Genomic DNA, 14,737 nt, shown 5'->3' on the forward strand with positions numbered 1-14,737 from the left:
CGTTCATACTTGTCTGAAAAAGGCATACTACGTTCTGTAAATAAAAAGCTAATTCCAGATGGGGTATTAGGAAGAGCAAAGGTTGATTAAAATTTTGGCTCATTAGTCGAAGAAGGAAACTTGAAAACAGTAAAAGTTCAATGTATGTCAAAAAGGATGGCACTTGCCATCCTTTTCCTTGTGTAGTTTGATTGTCAAAACAAGTTTTACTCCTCTTAACTGAACTCGTTATAATAAATAGTCCATCTTTTTACATTAATTTTTCACATCATTATATAGTTCCAGCGCCTCTTTCACACTAAATCCATTTTTCACAATGCCATGAATTGCTTGAATCATCGCGGCTGGATGTTCGGACTGCCATATGTTTCGGCCCATGTCTACTCCGATTGCGCCTTCTTGCAGCGCGTTGTACGTAATGTTTAATGCGTCTTCGATTGAATCTAGTTTCGGTCCTCCCGCGATTACGACTGGAGCAGGGCATGTGCTTGTGATTTTTTCGAATCCTTCGCAGTAGTACGTTTTAATAATATCAGCTCCCATTTCAACACATACGCGGGAGGCGAGTGCTAGAAAGCGAGCTTCACGTTTTTGTAGTTCTTTCGCAACGGCGGTAATACCGAGTACTGGCAGGCCGTAATCGTGAGCTTCAGAGACTACGTTTGCGAGATTTGAAACAGTTTGTGTTTCATAGTCTGATCCAACAAAGACAGAAACGCCGACGCCAATTGCGTTTTGTTTTACTGCTTCTTTCACAGGTGTAACAATTGTTTCATTCGCTAAATCTTTGCCTACTACAGTTGCCCCGCCTGATACACGCATAACCATCGGTGTGTTGCAGTTTTCAGGAATACAGGAACTTAATACGCCTCGTGTTAAAAAGAGGGAATCAGTATATGGAAGCAAGTTTTTAACTGTTTCTAACGGTTGTTCAAGTCCGTGAATTGGCCCTAAAAAGTAGCCGTGATCTATCGCTAACATAACCGCTCTGCCGTCAGGTAAAATTGTGTTTAATCGATTTTTAAATCCCCAAGTCATTAGGAATCACTCCTTCGTTAATGTTGGATTTTCAGTTTGTACAGTATCTTTATTTGGTAAATGTGGTGACTTTATAAAAACAGCTTTAAAAGGCTTATCAGAATGGTTAATAAGATAATGGGATTCATGAGGTCGAACTTGCAAGACATCCCCTTGTTTGATCGGAACTCTCTCGTTATTCACATAGAAATCTATTTCGCCTTCTAACGCATAGAAGACCTCTTCGCACGTTGTATGATAGTGATTTTGAAACTCTTGCCCAGGCTGAATCACGACTAGGCCAAGATCGATATTTGGACCTTGTATTAAATATTTAGGCCCGTTATCACCGAAGCGATAGGAGAAATCATTTTCATTCGCTTTTAACATACATTTCACTCCTTTATGTAATGTGTTACAGAGCACCGGGTGCAATCCACATATGTGAGGTGAGCCCTTTATCGGCTAAAGCGAGCTGACTGTTATACACAGTTTTCCATGTTTCATAGAATTCCTTATATAGTTCATGATTTTCAGTGACTGGCTCAAATGTTTTTTCCCACTGTACAAACTGTTCGGCAGTCGCTGCCATAGATGAATATATGCCAGCACCAACCCCAGCAGCAATTGCAGTTCCTAAAGCTGCCGCTTCTTTTACAACTGGTACTTTCACTGGGATTCCAAGAACGTCTGAAAGAATTTGCGGCCAAAGTTTTCCTTTAGCAGCGCCGCCAGCAAAAATCACTTCAGAAGGAAATTTACCTGTGAGAGCCTCTATTAATTTCAAGTTGCCGAATGTAACGAAGGCGGCATTTTCTTCTATTGCCCGGAACATTTCTTTTTTACCGCATTTTTCAGCATCTAAACTTAAATTTAAAAAGGATGGTGCAGCATGTCGCCAAGAAATATAATTCATTACATTTGAAAAAGTGGGGATTATGCCATGTGAGCCTACAGGAACTTTTTTCGCTTGTTCTTCTAGTAATTCATAAGCATCTACGCCAAATTTTTCAGCAAGCCTTTTTTCTTCTTGGCAAAAAGCATCTCGAAACCATCTCATAACAAGGCCAGGGAAGAAAGCGATTGTTTCGTATTGCCATAGGTTAGGAATGACATGACAATTTACACGAATCGCCGCATTTGGATCAGTTTCTGGTTTTGTTATATTTACTTCTTGTTGCCAAAAACTGCCCCCGCATATAAATGTTTGTTCAGGCTTTACAACTCCAGTTCCGAGCGATGCCATTTGTGCATCACCGCCGCCAGCAACGACAGGTGTTCCTTCATGTAATCCTGTTAATTCAGCGCTTATTTTTGTGATATTCCCAATCACTGTGCCAGCTTCATTAACTTTTGGTGAAAAGGATAGAGTAAGACCGCATTGCTCAGCAACCCAGTTATCCCAAGCTCTATTTTGTAAATCGAATATACCGGATGTACATCCATTTGAAGAATCAATTTGCAGTACGCCGCACAATTTATATAAAATCCAATCGTTTAACATCGTAAAGGAGTGAATGTTTCTGTACACGTCTGGTTCATGTTTTTTAATCCAAAGTAAGCGAGGTAAAGCACCTAACGAAAAAGTTTGACCAGATTTTCTATATAAATCTTCTTCAATTTCGGAACGAATTTGTTTTAGCTCACTAACTTCCGCTGACGCGCGGCCATCAACATTTGCACAAGCCCATATTTCTTGCCCGTTTTTATCGTATAAAACAAAGCCTTCACGCATACTCGTTGCACTAATACCTTTAATAGAAGAGGGGGACGTATTACTTTTTTGAAGAACATCCTTCGTGCATTCTTGAACGAGCTGCCAGTTTTCTGTTACATCAAAATTCATAGAACCAGGGTAACGACTATCTGATTTATGAATCCATTCTTTTTGACTAACAGCAAGTTGATTACCGTTTAAATCAAAAAGAACTGCTCGAATGCTCCCTGTACCAGCGTCGTAAGCTAATAGAGTAGACATTAAGAGTCACCTTCCTTTCTTAATAAGGAGAGGGCAGTTTCTTCATCGGTAATTAATGTATGAATGAACTTTCCTTTTAAGGCGCCGTAAATTGCATCTATCTTTTCCGTGCCGCCAGCTACACCAACGACATGTTTCATATCTTGAAGAACAGAGAGTGGTGTGCCGATAAGACGGTTATGATGGGGAAGTTCTAATTGTTTTCCGGCAGTATTATAAAATTGCCCTAAAATATCTCCTGTCCCGTTTTGACTACGTATATAAGTCATTTCACGTAGTGTTAATTTTTCTTCTTTCACAATTGTGGCGTCTTGAGATAAGCTTCCAATGCCAACTACTGCTGTATGAGCGAGTGAAGCGACGTGAAGCATATCTTTTACGATCGGTTCAGATAGAATAATTTGCGTCATTTCGTTTGTAGATGCTAGAAAAGGGGTAGGAATAATATGAAGATCGCCTTGCATGTAGTTTAAATAGTTTTGATTCCTTGGAATATAGTGATTTACGCCTCCTGTAAGAGTAACGATGGAAAGATTCATAGAGCTATCAAAATGAATGTTTTCTAGCATTTTACTTATCGTCTCTCCCCAGCCAATCCCAAGTAAATCTCCTTGTTGCAGATGAGTTTCTAAATATTGTGCGGCAGCTTTTCCGAGTGAATATGCATAATATTCTGTTGGAGTTGGAATAACGAAAGCATCTTTTAGATGGAATTTTTTCATAAGGTCACGTTCGATGCTTAAACAGTGCAAACCAGTACCTTTTACGTGAAATGTGACGACACCTTCCGTGCGTGCTTTATCTAACAACCGGACGACTTTATTTCTTGAAATGTGAAGCAGTGAAGCAATTTCTTGTTGGGTTAATTGATCTTTATAATAGTACCAAGCTACTTTTGTTAACAAATTGTCTTCAAAGTTGAGCTGTGACATACTCTTCATCCCTTTCAACAATTGACCACAGCTTAAACATATGTGTTCGTTATTTTGTTTATTCCAGTTGAAGCGATAAATAGTCCAGTGAAAAAAGTGTTCTAGATATGAAAAAAGAAATATAGAATGCTACAAAACAAGTCGAGCCAAACTCAATTCAAGGGTATGATTATGAGGCAGAAGGAAACGGTATTATCGTACTTCCTGAACGAGTTGTATTTACGAAGGATAATATCGATAAGTATAATTTATAGTTGAGAGTTAACGGGGATTTATCATTTCTTGTCGAATCGCAGATATAATTTTAGTCACTATATTTCTTCGTCAGACATAATAAAAACGTCCGAATATATCGGACGTTTTTATTATGTCGTTTTTTTAATCTATTCATTAATTGTGAACAGCTTCTTTTTCATTTAACCCAAGTGTGCGTCCTGTTGAAGCGTGAAGCTCTTGGAACAGTCTTGGATTTTCCGTAAGTGACACGCCGTAAGAAGGGACCATTTCTTTTATCTTTGGCTCCCATTCTAGTATACGTTCTGGGAAGCATTTTTCTAATACTTCAAGCATAACGTGAACAGCAGTAGAAGCACCTGGAGAAGCACCAAGTAACGCAGCGATTGACCCGTCATTTGCACTAACAACTTCTGTACCAAATTGAAGTGTTCCTTTACCACCAGCATCAGTATCTTTAATTACTTGCACACGTTGTCCAGCAACGACAGTATCCCAATCTTCACTTTTAGCGTTCGGAATAAACTCACGTAATTCTTCCATACGCTTTTCGTGTGATAACATAACTTGTTGGATTAAGTATTTTGTTAATCCCATTTCTTTTACACCGGCTGCTAACATCGTTAAGACGTTATTCGGTTTTACAGAACCAATTAAATCAAGGTTTGAGCCAGTTTTTAAGAATTTAGGTGAGAAGCCTGCAAATGGTCCAAACAGTAAAGCTTTTTTGTTGTCTATATATCTTGTATCAAGGTGAGGTACAGACATTGGCGGAGCACCAACTTTAGCTTTTCCATATACTTTTGCATGATGCTGCTCTACAATTTTTTGGTTTTTACATACCATAAATAGTCCACTTACTGGGAATCCTCCAATATGTTTTGACTCAGGAATACCAGTCTTCTGAAGTAGAGGTAGGCTACCGCCACCGCCGCCGATAAAGACGAATTTTGCAGTATGGTGTTCGATTTTACCACTATTCATATCATGTACTTTTACTTCCCACAAACCGTTCTTCGCACGTTTAATATTTTCGACACTATGTTTGTAGTTAAGCTCCACATTTTTAGTTTTTAAGTAATCAAATAACATACGTGTTAGCGCACCAAAGTTAACATCTGTTCCAGAATCAATTTTTGTTGCCGCCATAGGTTCATTAGAATTACGACCTTCCATAATGAGTGGAAGCCATTTTTTTAATGTGTCAGGTGCATCAGAAAATTCCATTCCTTGGAATAGAGCGTTTTTTGAAAGCGCTTCAAAACGGTTTTTTAGAAACTCCACATTTTTTTCTCCTTGCACCAAACTCATATGAGGTAGTGGCATAATAAAATCTTGTGGATTACGAATTAAGTTTCTCTTAACAAGATACGCCCAAAATTGTCTTGAAAGTTGAAATTGCTCATTTACTTTTACAGCTTTACCAATATCTATAGACCCGTCAGATTTTTCGGATGTATAGTTAAGCTCACATAGCGCAGAATGTCCTGTACCAGCATTATTCCATTCGTTAGAACTTTCTTCTCCGGCATTAGCGAGTTTTTCAAATACTTTAATTTCCCATTCAGGTGCCAATTCTTTAAGTAATGATCCTAACGTTGCGCTCATAATTCCAGCGCCAATTAAGATAACGTCTGTTTTTTGCTGCATGTTGCTCATGATAATCTCTCCATCCCCTATATTGGCAAAAAAGAGTAGGTGTTTTTATATCTAAGCCGTAAAAAGAAAACACCGCCTAGGCCCCACCTAGGTACTTACCTTTTTTGTCTCAATTATATAACCATCTCATAGTCTATTATAATAATTAATAGACTAAAATATCTAGTGTTATCTGATAATTTTAAACTATTTAACGTTTTATTTCATAGAATTCTTCTGTCATAAGGGTAAAAAGCATAGTAGTAAAGCTGAATTGGGAGAAGAATTCCATTTTGATGTTATCTCAAAAAAACTTCTATTTTTATGTTTTATCTTTGGAAACTAGTAAAATTCTATTTTTGTAACATCTAATTTGACAAAATAGAGTTAATGACAAATTAATGGTAAGATTATTCCGAAAATAAAACAGGAGGGATACCGATGCTTACAAAAGAACAAGTCGCAAACTTATTTCGAAATTTTTCTGCGAATGAATGTAAAGGATCGAGCCCTTTATACGAATACTTATCAATAAAAATTTCTGAAGATGAGGAAGTTCTTACGTTAGCTTCCTATGCACAACCTGGTCAACCAATCCCAAACTTATTATTAGGTGCAGTACACTATTTATTGTTAAAAGGAAAAAAACATACTTTAAAAAGGTATTATCGTAGTTTAGTTGAAAATACTGATACAAATTTTGGAAATGCCTTTTACCAATTTAAAGATTTTTGCCATGTATATCAAGAAGAAATTATCTCTTTATTACAAACGAAACTTGTTCAAACGAATGAAGTAAGACGATGTGCCTATTTATATCCAAGTTTCTGTTACATATTTAACAAAGTGAACAAACCATTGGCGTTAATAGAAATTGGTACAAGTGCGGGATTACAACTATTTTGGGACCAATATCGTTATTCATATGGAACGGAAGAAGTGTATGGAAATAGACAATCAAATGTTCATTTAACCTCTGAAATAAGAGGGGAGAATATGCCGTATTTGCTAAAACAAAGTCCACCTGTCGTAGAAAGAATCGGACTAGATTTACATGGGAACGATTTAAATGATGACGAAGATTATTTATGGTTACGTGCGCTTATTTGGCCAGAACATAAAGAAAGACTGGAACTATTCGATCAAGCAGCAGAACTTGTAAAAGAACAATCAGTGCAATTAATTGAAGGAGATGGTGTAGTGCTTCTACTATCCATTGTAGATCAAATAAGGGAAGAGGCAGTGATTTGTATTTTCCATACACATGTAGCGAATCAAATACCAGAAGGTGTGAAACATACGCTAGAAAAACAAATTAAAGAAATTGGTGCAAAACGTGATGTATTCCACCTATATAACAACATGTGGGACCGGGACCTTCATATTGATTATTATATTAACGGAAACGAATATTGTGAAACGGAAGGGCATGGGAGATGGTTTAGTTGGGGATTGGGGGATAAGAATTTATGCTAAAGTAAACCTAATAATTATGGGTTTCATCACCAAAATTCGTAATAAAAATAGCTGATGGAAGACACTCCATCAACTGTTTTTAACTTTTCATAAAACTCATTAGGTATCTAAGGTAAGCGTCAAATATTCCTCACCTACAAGTTGTAAATAGCCCATGAGATTCATCTTCTTACATCTAAGGATTTAAAGAAATTGGATTATTAAAACCTGACAGGTGTCAAAAAAGAACCTACCGGTTAATCAGCTATATTACTGGTTCAAGAAATTATTACTTCAAACGGAAGAGCCGAAGGAAAGTAAATGTTTAAAATGAATATATAATACATGCGAGAAAGAGCACAATTTGATAGGGGGGCTTCCAAATGCATATGGATGAAAGAATGAATTTGCAGTTAACAAGCCAGGCTCTTCAGGTAATGAATAACGGAATTGCTGTCATAAGTCATGATGGAATCATCACATTCAGCAACCAACCATTCTGCAGCATGTTACATAAAAAAGAAAATGAAATAATAGGTAAGCATATATCAACGATTATTCCTGATCGTAAAAAGCTAGTAGTGAATCAAAATGATAGTTTGTACAAGTACGAGTGTAAGGTGGGCAACCAAGTATTGATTATAAATGAATCCCGTGTATATCAGAGCGGGAAAGAAGATGGATCAATTGCCATTTTGGAAAACAAGGAAAAAAGTATACAGTCCTTGGAAAGTATCATCAGTCGGTATGAAAATGCCTTGAATTTACTGTCGGAGTGTATTCTAGGGGTAAATGAACAAGGGATTGTCAATTTTTTAAGTGGTTCTTATGCACAATTTTTAGGGATTGATGATCCAAAGGAAGCGATAGGTAAGCATTGTACGGAGGTTGTTGAGAATACGAGGATGCATATTATCGTGAAGACGGGACAGGTGGAAATTGGGCATATACAGCGCATAAATAATCGGGATATTATCGCAACTCGCATACCTATTGTTAAGGACGGTGAGGTTATTGGTGCGATTGGTAAAATTATGTTTCATGATATACAGCAGTTTAAAGCTTTGGGGGATCAGATTAGTGCAATGGAATCAAAGTTATCTTACTATCAAACTGAATTACAGCGGTTGCAAGAAGGTAGGTTGTCCTTTCAAAGTATTATAGGAGAGAGTGCGAAAATGAAAGAAGTTAAAACGATGGCCTTGAAGGTTTCTAAAAGTCGGTCTACCGTTTTGATAAGAGGAGAGAGCGGTACAGGGAAGGAGCTCTTTGCGCATGCGGTACATCGTGCAAGTCCGCGTGCTAGGGGTTCATTTATTCGTTTGAATTGTGCAGCGATTCCGAGGGATCTTTTGGAGGCTGAATTATTTGGATACGAAGAGGGGGCTTTTACAGGAGCGAAAAAAGGTGGTAAGCCTGGGAAGATTGAGTTGGCCCATAAGGGAACGTTGTTTTTAGATGAGATCGGTGATATGTCTTTGGACATGCAGGTGAAGTTGCTGCGTGTGTTGCAAGAGAAAGAGATTGAAAGAATTGGTGGTACGAAAATTCAAAAGATTGATGTCCGTTTCATTGCGGCGACACATCGAAATCTTCGTGAAATGGTGCAAAGAGGGGAATTTAGGGAGGATTTATATTATAGGTTGAATGTGTTTGCGATCGATATTCCTCCGTTACGAGAGAGAAAGGAAGATATGATACATATAATGGAATTTTTAATTCAGAAATTGAATGGGGAGCTGGGTAGTAGCGTTCTTTCATTGGATGAGAGAGTAAGGGATATATTCATGGAGCATGATTGGCCAGGGAATATTAGGGAGCTAGAGAATGTGTTAGAACGAGCGATGAATGTTATAGAAGGAATAATTATTCAAGTGCATCATCTTCCGGTCTATTTGCGGAAAAAAGATTTGGAAGAAGGGTTATATCATGAAATATTTGCGGTGGATCAAGAGAAGAATGAGATGAGTTATTCACTGCAGGGGGAAGTGGAATCGGCTGAAAAACGGGCGATTACAAGGGCTTTGGAAAAGACAGCTGGAAATATAAAAGAGGCAGCCAAGCTTTTAGGGATTCATCGGGCTAGCTTATATCGAAAAATAGAAAAATATGGAATGTCATGAAGGGAAAAAAAGGGCAAACAGGCCCTTTTTTTGTTTGGTTTGTAGTAATACATACTGTCTCTTTTTTGCGACACTTTCTTATAGATGCGACATGATCGTAATCATTTGTAGCGCAAATGCGACATGTGAAGGTGGACATGTAAGGGAGAACGGGGTATATCCCTGAAGGAATAAGAGAATAGAGAATGAGTCGATTTTTGGCATGTTTCTTGCTATATAAATAAAAAAGATTATAGCAAGAAGGGATGGAATTCAATGCTGGAAAATCACAGTTTGCCGCATTTTATTATGCAAAGTATTGAAAAAACACCAAGTAAAGTGTATTTGCAATTTGAAGAACAAAGAGTTACGTATGAGGAGCTCTATCATCGAATTACAAAAGCTGCAGCGGGATTTTGTGAACTCGGTATTCAAAAAGGGGATAAGGTTTGTATTATGCTTCATAACACTCCTGAATATCTGGATGTATGGTTTGCTTTATCTTTTATGGGAGCAATTGCAGTGCCTCTGAATGTGCATTTAAAAGGAGAGGGCCTACAGTATATTTTATCTCACTCTGATTGTAAGCTAATTATCGTTGAGAAGGAATTTGTTCCTCAAATTGCTTCTTGTTTGTCTCTTATACAAAGGGACATTCAAATTGTTGCTTACAGAAATAATGAAAGCGTAGTCATTACGAGCGATGGTAAAGAACGGCTCGTAATCGAATTGAAAGATGTACTGAATACAAATAATCATCACCTTCCAACTGAATTTGTTTCCTCCTCTTCTATTAACAGTATCCTTTATACCTCTGGAACGACTGGATTACCTAAAGGGGTCATGTTAAGTCATTCAGCCTATGTAAATTCTGCGCAGTCATTTGCCGCCTATATGGTTGGCGCAAGTTCGAAAGATATCTTATATACAGCGTTGCCGTTATTTCATATTAACGCCCAGGCCCATACAGTACTCGGTGCTATTTCTTCCAATGCGACGATTGCTCTTGGCAAGCGGTTTAGTGCTTCTAGATTTTGGGATGAAATTCGTGGTCATGGCGCAACCATTTTTAATTCTTTAGGATCTATGATTCCTATTCTCTGCAAGCAACCAGAAAAGGAAAACGATAATGAAAATTTTGTAAGGGTGACGGCTTGTGCTGCTACGCCTAAGGAATTTTGGAAGCCGTTTGAGGAGAGGTTTGGCGTCCAGATTGTAGAGGGTTACGGATTAACGGAAACGACGGGTTTTTGTGTAACGAATCCATTGAATGCCAATAAGCCGCCTTCTATTGGAAAGCCTTATTCTTACGTAGAGACGAAGATTGTCAATGAGGATGGAAATGAAGCGCGGACTGGTGAAATTGGAGAGATTTTTATACGTTCCTTACAGGGACAAGCATTCATGGAAGGCTACTATAAAATGCGGGATAAAACAGAAGAGTCGATGAAGGAGGGATGGTTCCATACAGGAGATCGTGGTTATCTAGACGAGGAAGGTTACTTATATTTTTGCGATCGAATCAAACAGTGTATCCGGAGGCGTGGAGAAAATATCTCCTCTTGGGAAATCGAAAAGGTAGTGAATAATCACCCGAAAGTACTTGAATCAGCGGCCATCGGTGTTCCATCGGAAGTGGGAGAAGAGGATGTCAAATTATATGTGATTGTAAAGAAAGGAGAAACGATGTCCCATGAAGAGATTATAGATTGGTGTCAAGAACGTATGGCTTACTTCATGGTGCCGCGATATGTTCAGTTCAGTGAAACTTTTCCAAAAACCGCGACGGAACGGATTCAGAAGTTCAAGCTGAAGGAGGAAGGAATCGGTACTGCTTGGGATAGTGAAAAGGTCGGCTATGTAATTAAAAGAACGAGTTGATGTGCTGAAGGGGAGTAAAACAGTTTGCTTTTTATCTCATTACATATTGGAAAGAAGGGATTGAATTGGAAAATAAGCGGGTTGTTACATGGTCCAAAGAAAAAGGAATCGCGACAATCATCATTGATAATCCTCCTGTGAATGTATTGAGCGGTGCTGTGGTTGAGCAACTGACGGCGGTGGTCGATGAAATCGAACGGGATGATGAAGTAATTGCTGTACTTCTAACTGGCGCTGGAGAAAAGGCCTTCGTTGCAGGAGGAGACATCAAGTCATTTCCGGACTGGATTGGGAAAGGGAATGAATATGCAGAGGGAAAATCATTGTGGCTTCAGAATCCATTAAATAAAATAGAAAGATTGTCGAAGCCTGTAATCGCTGCTATTAACGGATTAGCGCTTGGGGGCGGGTGTGAATTAGCTTTATCATGTGATTTACGGATTATAGAAGAACATGCTCAAATCGGGCTTCCAGAAGTGAAGTTAGGATTGTTTCCAGGTGCGGGAGGCACGCAACGTTTGCCTCGATTAATAGGAACTGCAAGTGCGAAAGAAATGATGTTCACTGGTGAACCGTTCACTGCCGAGGTAGCTTGGCGAGTTGGTTTGGTGAATCATGTTGTTCCGCGTGGCGAAGCGCTGAATAAGGCGAAGGAACTAGCCGCGAAGATGGCTCAATTTTCCCTTCCTGCTTTATCTTTGATGAAGCAATCTATCAATAAGGGATTATCTTCTTCTCTTGAGGACGGGCTAAAAATAGAAGCTGAGAATTTCGGCCATGTATTTCAAACGAGTGATGTAAGAGAGGGAGTGGAGGCTTTTATAGAAAAGAGGGTACCGCTTTTTCATCATAAATAAAATAACAAAAAGTAATGCCTGCCTCTGGCAGGTGTTGCAATAATATATATAAATATAAAAGGGTGTAAAGTAAATTTAAGAGAATCTATTTTATTGAGGGGGAATGCGGTTATGGATTTATTGATTGTATTGTTATCGCTTGGCTTGCTTATATTTGTGGCTTACCGAGGATTCTCAGTCATTTTATTCGCTCCGTTATGTGCTTTGTTGGCTGTATTTTTAACGGAACCGGCGAATGTTTTACCATTCTTTTCTAATGTTTTTATGGCGAAGATGGTCGGATTCATAAAATTATATTTTCCTGTATTTTTGCTTGGAGCGATATTCGGTAAAGTGGTAGAAATCACTGGAATAGCAGAAAAAATCGCGAAAATTATCATCCATTTTATAGGCGTGAAAAGAGCTATTCTTTCCATCGTGTTAATGGGAGCGATTCTTACATACAGTGGTGTCAGTTTATTTGTCGCAGTATTTGCGATTTATCCGTTTGCGGCGCAATTATTTCGCGAGGCGGATATTCCGAAACGTCTCATTCCAGCGACAATTGCATTCAGTGCATTCACGTTTTCGATGGATTCACTTCCTGGATCACCTCAAATCCAAAATGTTATTCCAACTACGTTCTTTAAAACAGATATTTATGCAGCTCCTACATTAGGGATTATCGGAGCACTGTTTATCTTTATATGTGGCATGCTGTATTTGGAAAGGTGTAGGAAGAAGGCTGCTGCTAAGGGAGAGGGGTACTTCGGAAAAAGCGGTGCCACTTCTGAACTGGCTGCCACAACTAGCGCACAATTGGTGCAAGCGCCTATTGTTTCCAGCGATGTTATTCCAGCTAGTTATTGGGTAGCTTTTCTTCCGCTTGTACTGGTCGGAGTGATGAATAAAGTCTTTACAGAATTCATCCCGGTTTGGTATACAAAGGGATTTGATTTTGCATCTATAGGTTTGAAGGAGTACGGAACGATTGATATGGGACAAGTCGTAGGTATTTGGTCAGTGGAAATGGCACTTCTTATCGGAATACTTGCTGCTATATTATTAAACTTCCAAGCGGTAAAAGAACAGTTTCAATCTATTACAAGCGTGGGCGTAAGTGGTTCAATCTTAGCTGCCATGAACACTGCAGCCGAGTATGGATTTGGTGCCGTTATAGCAGCTTTACCCGGATTTGTCATGATTCAAAATTCTTTGACAGGTACATTTTCAAACCCTTTAATTAGCGGAGCGGTCATGACGAATATTTTGTGCGGTCTGACGGGATCAGGTTCGGGTGGAATGAGTATTACATTAGGTTTAATGGCAGATAAATATATTGAAGCGGCAGCGAACTTTGATATTCCGTTAGATGTGCTGCATCGTGTAATTGCAATGGCAGCAGGAGGTATGGATACTTTACCTCATAACGGGGCAGTTATAACCTTACTTGCGGTTACAGGATTAACGCACCGGGAAGCTTATAAAGAGATTTTTGGTATTACGATAATTAAGACATTAGCCGTTTTCTTCGTTGTTGGAGTGTATATGATGTTTTCTATTGTATAGTAGGGAGGTTGCTTGGCTGTTATAAATAACGCAGTCATCAAGTTAAGATTATGTATAATGGTAAACAGAAACAGCCATCATTCCATGAAATGATGGCTGTTTGTATGTTTTCAATGAATTTCACAAAAAAACTTCAATTGTAGATTGGAATTGAACTATCCACTTGGTTTAGAGGAGGGGTCTTCTCGGTTAAAATGATAAAGTCGGCAAATTTAATTGTTACAACAATGCTCTTCTTCTCATCCATTGCGTCACGACCCATTTTTCACCTTTGATAACAGGTGCAGCAACTACAAGCAAATCCTCACATTGGACCCCAGCTGGCCAACATTCATAATAGTCGTGAAAACCATTTACAAACATGATTTGTCCGTTCTCAAATAGGATAACAAATATGGAGTTTCCTTACCTATTTTATAAAAGGTTAAAAATAAACCATAATATTATTATGTAAACAAAATTGATGAATGTACAGCTTGTTAAATAGTTCAATATTTTTGATTTTTCTATGGCTGCATAAGTATGATGTTTGTAGGAGGGGATCATATGAGTATACACAAAAAAATCATAGCGATTTCAGGAAGTATTAGGGAAGGATCATCCAACACAAACATATTAAAAACTTTAGCAGCATTTATTCCAGAAGGTATAGATTACACTATTTATAATGGGATAGAGGAACTACCTCATTTTAATCCGGATGTAGATCGAGTTGGAGCACCGGTTGTTGTTGAAGAATTTCGAAAGACATTAAGTGAAGCACATGCACTTATTATTTGTACACCAGAGTACGCAAAAAGTATTCCAGGAGTTTTGAAGAATGCTTTAGAATGGCTTGTTTCATCAGCGGAACTTTATAAAAAGCCAGTGGCTATTATAACAGCTTCACCATCAATTGCGGGAGGGGATAAAGCCCATGAATCTTTATTACTTACACTAGGTATGCTAGATACAATTGGCGTTCAAAATGGCTCACTATTAATCCCATCTGTGCGAACTAAATTTAGTGATGATGCAAAAATAACAGATGAGGATACAAAGAAAGCTCTTATTTCTTTAGTTCAAAGTGTAGTAGACGAGATAAAGAAATAATGA

General features: G+C 38.3%; 11 protein-coding genes and 1 pseudogene. 7 read left to right on the forward strand and 5 right to left on the reverse strand.

The window, feature by feature from the left end; genetic code table 11:
* Positions 1-255: 255 nt before the first annotated feature.
* Genes lsrF through MKX77_RS09755 form a run of 4 tightly spaced genes read right to left on the reverse strand, consistent with a single transcriptional unit; the run spans position 256 to position 3,927 of the window.
* Positions 256-1,038: a 3-hydroxy-5-phosphonooxypentane-2,4-dione thiolase gene (gene lsrF, locus MKX77_RS09740; protein WP_341306467.1), complete on the reverse strand. Its 783-nt coding sequence runs from the start codon at positions 1,036-1,038 to the stop codon at positions 256-258.
* Between the two features lie 6 nt (positions 1,039-1,044).
* A complete protein-coding gene (locus MKX77_RS09745; RefSeq protein ID WP_000909986.1) occupies positions 1,045-1,407 on the reverse strand; it encodes a cupin domain-containing protein in 363 nt (120 codons plus the stop codon).
* Positions 1,408-1,432: 25 nt separating this feature from the next.
* Positions 1,433-2,995, reverse strand: a complete 1,563-nt coding sequence (lsrK, locus tag MKX77_RS09750; RefSeq protein WP_341306468.1) for an autoinducer-2 kinase — start codon at positions 2,993-2,995, stop codon at positions 1,433-1,435.
* Positions 2,995-3,927, reverse strand: a complete 933-nt coding sequence (locus tag MKX77_RS09755; protein WP_341306469.1) for a sugar-binding transcriptional regulator — start codon at positions 3,925-3,927, stop codon at positions 2,995-2,997. Before MKX77_RS09755 ends, lsrK begins: the two co-directional genes overlap by 1 nt.
* Before the next feature lie 137 nt (positions 3,928-4,064).
* Here MKX77_RS09755 and MKX77_RS09760 point away from each other — a divergent pair.
* A pseudogene (locus MKX77_RS09760) lies at positions 4,065-4,181 on the forward strand (autoinducer 2 ABC transporter substrate-binding protein LsrB); the annotation flags it as partial.
* Positions 4,182-4,317: 136 nt separating this feature from the next.
* On the opposite strand, the gene MKX77_RS09765 reads toward MKX77_RS09760, so the two are convergent.
* Complete coding sequence (locus MKX77_RS09765) at positions 4,318-5,820, reverse strand: malate:quinone oxidoreductase (RefSeq protein ID WP_002013468.1); 1,503 nt, start codon at positions 5,818-5,820, stop codon at positions 4,318-4,320.
* A gap of 420 nt (positions 5,821-6,240) precedes the next feature.
* On the opposite strand from MKX77_RS09765, the gene MKX77_RS09770 reads away from it, so the two are divergent.
* From MKX77_RS09770 to MKX77_RS09795, 6 genes are all read left to right on the forward strand, one after another.
* A complete protein-coding gene (locus MKX77_RS09770; RefSeq protein ID WP_341306470.1) occupies positions 6,241-7,275 on the forward strand; it encodes a DUF2332 domain-containing protein in 1,035 nt (344 codons plus the stop codon).
* 362 nt (positions 7,276-7,637) lie between these two features.
* Positions 7,638-9,377: a sigma 54-interacting transcriptional regulator gene (locus tag MKX77_RS09775; protein WP_341306471.1), complete on the forward strand. Its 1,740-nt coding sequence runs from the start codon at positions 7,638-7,640 to the stop codon at positions 9,375-9,377.
* A 255-nt stretch (positions 9,378-9,632) separates the two neighbouring features.
* Entirely contained in the window at positions 9,633-11,237 is a 1,605-nt protein-coding gene (locus tag MKX77_RS09780; protein ID WP_341306472.1) for an ATP-dependent acyl-CoA ligase, read from the forward strand.
* Positions 11,238-11,302: 65 nt separating this feature from the next.
* On the forward strand, positions 11,303-12,094 hold the full coding sequence (locus tag MKX77_RS09785) for an enoyl-CoA hydratase (RefSeq protein WP_341306473.1): 792 nt from the start codon (positions 11,303-11,305) through the stop codon (positions 12,092-12,094).
* 111 nt (positions 12,095-12,205) lie between these two features.
* Positions 12,206-13,642, forward strand: coding sequence for a GntP family permease (locus MKX77_RS09790; RefSeq protein ID WP_341306474.1), 1,437 nt, complete (start codon positions 12,206-12,208; stop codon positions 13,640-13,642).
* 546 nt (positions 13,643-14,188) lie between these two features.
* Positions 14,189-14,734, forward strand: a complete 546-nt coding sequence (locus MKX77_RS09795; protein WP_341306475.1) for an NADPH-dependent FMN reductase — start codon at positions 14,189-14,191, stop codon at positions 14,732-14,734.
* Positions 14,735-14,737 lie beyond the last annotated feature (3 nt).

It is taken from the genome of Bacillus sp. FSL R9-9410, assembly GCF_038050385.1.
GTDB lineage: Bacteria > Bacillota > Bacilli > Bacillales > Bacillaceae_G > Bacillus_A > Bacillus_A cereus_U.

Bases quoted from the DNA above. Each gene is read 5' to 3' on its own strand.
- lsrF (WP_341306467.1), bottom strand. From the start codon at position 1,038: ATGACTTGGGGATTTAAAAATCGATTAAACACAATTTTACCTGACGGC.
- MKX77_RS09745 (WP_000909986.1), bottom strand. From the start codon at position 1,407: ATGTTAAAAGCGAATGAAAATGATTTCTCCTATCGCTTCGGTGATAAC.
- lsrK (WP_341306468.1), bottom strand. From the start codon at position 2,995: ATGTCTACTCTATTAGCTTACGACGCTGGTACAGGGAGCATTCGAGCA.
- MKX77_RS09755 (WP_341306469.1), bottom strand. From the start codon at position 3,927: ATGTCACAGCTCAACTTTGAAGACAATTTGTTAACAAAAGTAGCTTGG.
- MKX77_RS09765 (WP_002013468.1), bottom strand. From the start codon at position 5,820: ATGAGCAACATGCAGCAAAAAACAGACGTTATCTTAATTGGCGCTGGA.
- MKX77_RS09770 (WP_341306470.1), top strand. From the start codon at position 6,241: ATGCTTACAAAAGAACAAGTCGCAAACTTATTTCGAAATTTTTCTGCG.
- MKX77_RS09775 (WP_341306471.1), top strand. From the start codon at position 7,638: ATGCATATGGATGAAAGAATGAATTTGCAGTTAACAAGCCAGGCTCTT.
- MKX77_RS09780 (WP_341306472.1), top strand. From the start codon at position 9,633: ATGCTGGAAAATCACAGTTTGCCGCATTTTATTATGCAAAGTATTGAA.
- MKX77_RS09790 (WP_341306474.1), top strand. From the start codon at position 12,206: ATGGATTTATTGATTGTATTGTTATCGCTTGGCTTGCTTATATTTGTG.
- MKX77_RS09795 (WP_341306475.1), top strand. From the start codon at position 14,189: ATGAGTATACACAAAAAAATCATAGCGATTTCAGGAAGTATTAGGGAA.